This is a genomic window from Pedobacter sp. 01N416 (genome assembly GCF_056399685.1).
In genome coordinates this window covers 1-3099 of record NZ_JBFTRT010000582.1, presented here as the reverse complement: position 1 = coordinate 3099, position 3099 = coordinate 1, and the positions used below count along the sequence as shown (strand labels likewise).

At 38.6% G+C, this 3099-nt stretch carries 2 protein-coding genes and 1 pseudogene; all 3 read right to left on the bottom strand.

Features of this window, described 5'->3' with window-relative positions:
* Positions 1-38 precede the first annotated feature (38 nt).
* A pseudogene (locus AC1DND_RS24015) lies at positions 39-881 on the bottom strand (glycosyltransferase family 2 protein); the annotation flags it as partial.
* A gap of 7 nt (positions 882-888) precedes the next feature.
* Positions 889-2193 (bottom strand): XrtY-associated glycosyltransferase XYAG1, encoded by a 1305-nt coding sequence (locus AC1DND_RS24010; protein WP_477585090.1) that lies wholly within the window; start codon positions 2191-2193, stop codon positions 889-891.
* 13 nt (positions 2194-2206) lie between these two features.
* Positions 2207-3099 (bottom strand): exosortase Y-associated Wzy-like protein (locus AC1DND_RS24005; protein WP_477585089.1); only part of this gene is annotated, 893 nt, incomplete at its 5' end.

Here is a 3099-nt window from a genome sequence, read left to right as displayed (position 1 = left end):
GGTCATATGTTATCGGCATTATAAATTTAACTTCTGTTTTTTTGAATTACTTTAATTTTTTTATCTACCAGCTTTCTGAACCAGAAGCCTTGAAGATAATGGAACTTAATACCCGTGCTTCCGTCAAATATGCCCAGTTTAAAAAACATCCGATAGCCAAAGTAAAGATAGGGGCGAAACCCTAGTGGAAGTTTCCACCACAATTGTTTTAACCATGCCCGCTTTTCATCAGGACTGCCCAGTAAGTTAGGCTTTAAACTTTGGAACCGTAGCTTTAACATCCTTTCTACCTCTTCCTGTGCAACCAGATCACTATAACGTTCATGTTTGGCTTTCCAAAAAGCAATATCATTTTCTTTTAGGTTTTCTTCCAAAATCCAACCTTTCTTCCAGATTTCAGTTTTGCCCGCTACAATAAAACGGTGGTCCATGTTCTCGTTGAGATCAGAAAACCCGATCCCTGTCCTGAACATTTTTAAAAGGTAAAAAGGGTAGAAGGTACCAAACCTAATCCAGCTTCCCTGAAAGAAGTTTTTGCGGTTAAAGTAAATACCGTTAATACCGAGATGGTTTTCCTCTTTAAAGTTAGCCAGCATTTCAAACAGCTCCGGTGTAACGGTTTGATCCGCATCGAGGCCGATTGTCCAGGGTGTTTCTACTTTAAAGTTTTTTAAAGCGAAATCCCATTGTTTCGGGTGGTTTATAAAAGGGTTTTGTTTTACCTCAGCACCATAGTGTTCGGCAATTTTCAAGGTTTCGTCGGTACTTCCGCTATCCAAAATGAACATTTTTGCATTTAGGGCTTTGATCGATTCCAATAACCTGGGCAGATGGAGCTGCTCATTAAAGGTTAAAATGATAAAGCTAAAATTTCGATTCATACAAGGATTAAATTGCTGATGGGCTAGCTAGAATTTCTTTGTAAAGTTCAATATATTGTTTAACCAATGTATCATCGTTAAAATCAGCATTGATTTGCAATGGAGCAGTAGTTCTGATTTCTTTTCTTTTTTCCATATCCTGATAAGCCTGAATTATTCCAGTTTTGATCTCTTCAATGTGTAGTCCAGTAACCCATCCGAGGTTCTTATCGGCCACATAATCGGCAAGACCAACAAATTTGCTGATCAATACAGGGGTGCCCACACTTAAACTTTCTACCACTACGTTGGCAAAATTTTCGTTGTAAGAGGTAAGCACAGTTAGATCATGCCCGGCCATTAAGTTAAACTTATGCTCATTACTTACCTGTCCAAGCCAATTCATTCGATTGTTTAGTGCTAAATGCTCAGCTTTATATTTTAAACTTTGTACATATTCTTCCTTACCTGTACCGCCGATGGTTAACTGCCAGGGGATATCGACAAGTGCCAAAGCTTCAAAAAGTAATTCAAGTCCTTTCTTCTCTTCAACGCGGGAAAGAAATATCATCTTAAAAGCAGGTGATTTCTCGTCTTTCACGACTGATTTGCGATACTCACTAGCTATTGCTCCAGCGCCTAAACTAACCAGATTGGGGATTACCCTAATACTTTTAGGTTGCACTATCCTTAAAATATCTCTCTTTTCCTGTTCGCTGGTGGCGTGGATATGGCAATATTTTAATAAAGTTTCACCCATTAATTTATGGATGATCCTCTTTGAAAAAGAATTCCGGTTACCAAAGGAATAGGAGGTGAGCATTCCCCGTGGAGACAAAACAACGGGTATTTTATACCATTTGGCAACCAAACAGCTTAATACCGAAACTAAATTCCACCAGGCATGAATGTGTACAACACTCCCCTCCGAAGGAGGGGAGTCTGTAAGACGGGGTGGTCCTTTTAGGTTTTGATTAGCTGTGTTTAGTTTGTCATCCTTATCACTTTTCTTGTCATCCTGAATGCAATGAAGGATCTCTTTCCGTAAATTCAACAACAGCCCAGGCGAAAAATGACTATGATCTTTTGTCAATCGTTTAAAATAAGTAATAGGCACGCCATCAACTAAAATAGGTACACCAGTTATAACATCTAACTCATTTTTGCCATTTGCTGTAGTAGTCAATACCTCCAGTTCATGTACAGTGGCATTACCGTCAACCGCCAACCGCTTATCAACTGACAGGATTTCGCACAACTTCCCTACACTTTGTATAGGCCCACCATAAATATAGGCAGGTTTGTAAGATGCGGTAATATGAATGATTTTCAAAGGTTAGATAATGTTAATCAAATGTTGGTTTTAGTACCTTTATGGTTCTGAGCAGATAAAACAGGAACCACATAATTACATAACCCCAAAAAATATTATTGAACATAAATTCGAAGTTATTTCCCCGCCAAAGACCTTGAAAAATACTATTGAACATAATTACACAGCCTAGCTCGTAACCTCCAAATAAACTTTCAGCTAAATCAGAAAAATGTTGAATCAACATCCCATACAATAACATGAAAAAGAAAACCCCAGGAATACCGAAGCTTAAATAAGCGTCAACTACAGGACGGGTTTTTGCCGAAACTGTTGACATTTGGTGCGCTACACCCGCATCGTAAACCCTTTGCATCGAAACCATTTCCATACTGGGTTTACCCGACCAGAAAATTCTGGGTATAAGTCCTTCCAAAGAGTTTTCTACTATTTCCCAATCATAATAAGGGTGGTGGTCAGGTACATATTCCACAAATTGGGTAAACATCTCCATTTCACTTAGTCTTCTGGTTAGAAAGCCCCAGTTCGTATCTTCAATTTGTACTTCATTCTTTAAGTCCAGATTTTCAAAAGCCTGGCTTTGCGCTTCCTCTGCACTTACTTCTCCCCCCCAGCTTTGCCTTACAGTATTGTTATAAGTGGGTAAGAAGTATAATAATATGTAAGCAACAGGGAGGGTCAGATAAAGTATAGGCCTTTTGTAATAAGGGAAAAATACGCACGCAATAATAATGATATTGATAATAATTGGCTCTTTGTAGCCTGAGAGAGATGCATGTATGAAATTCAGGGTGAAAATAGTAGCACCTATTCCAAGGTATTTGATGTTTTTGGTATTAAATCCTTTAACAAATAATACAGCTGCACAAGATATTCCAACCAGTGTAAGTGGGAGTGCAATTTGGC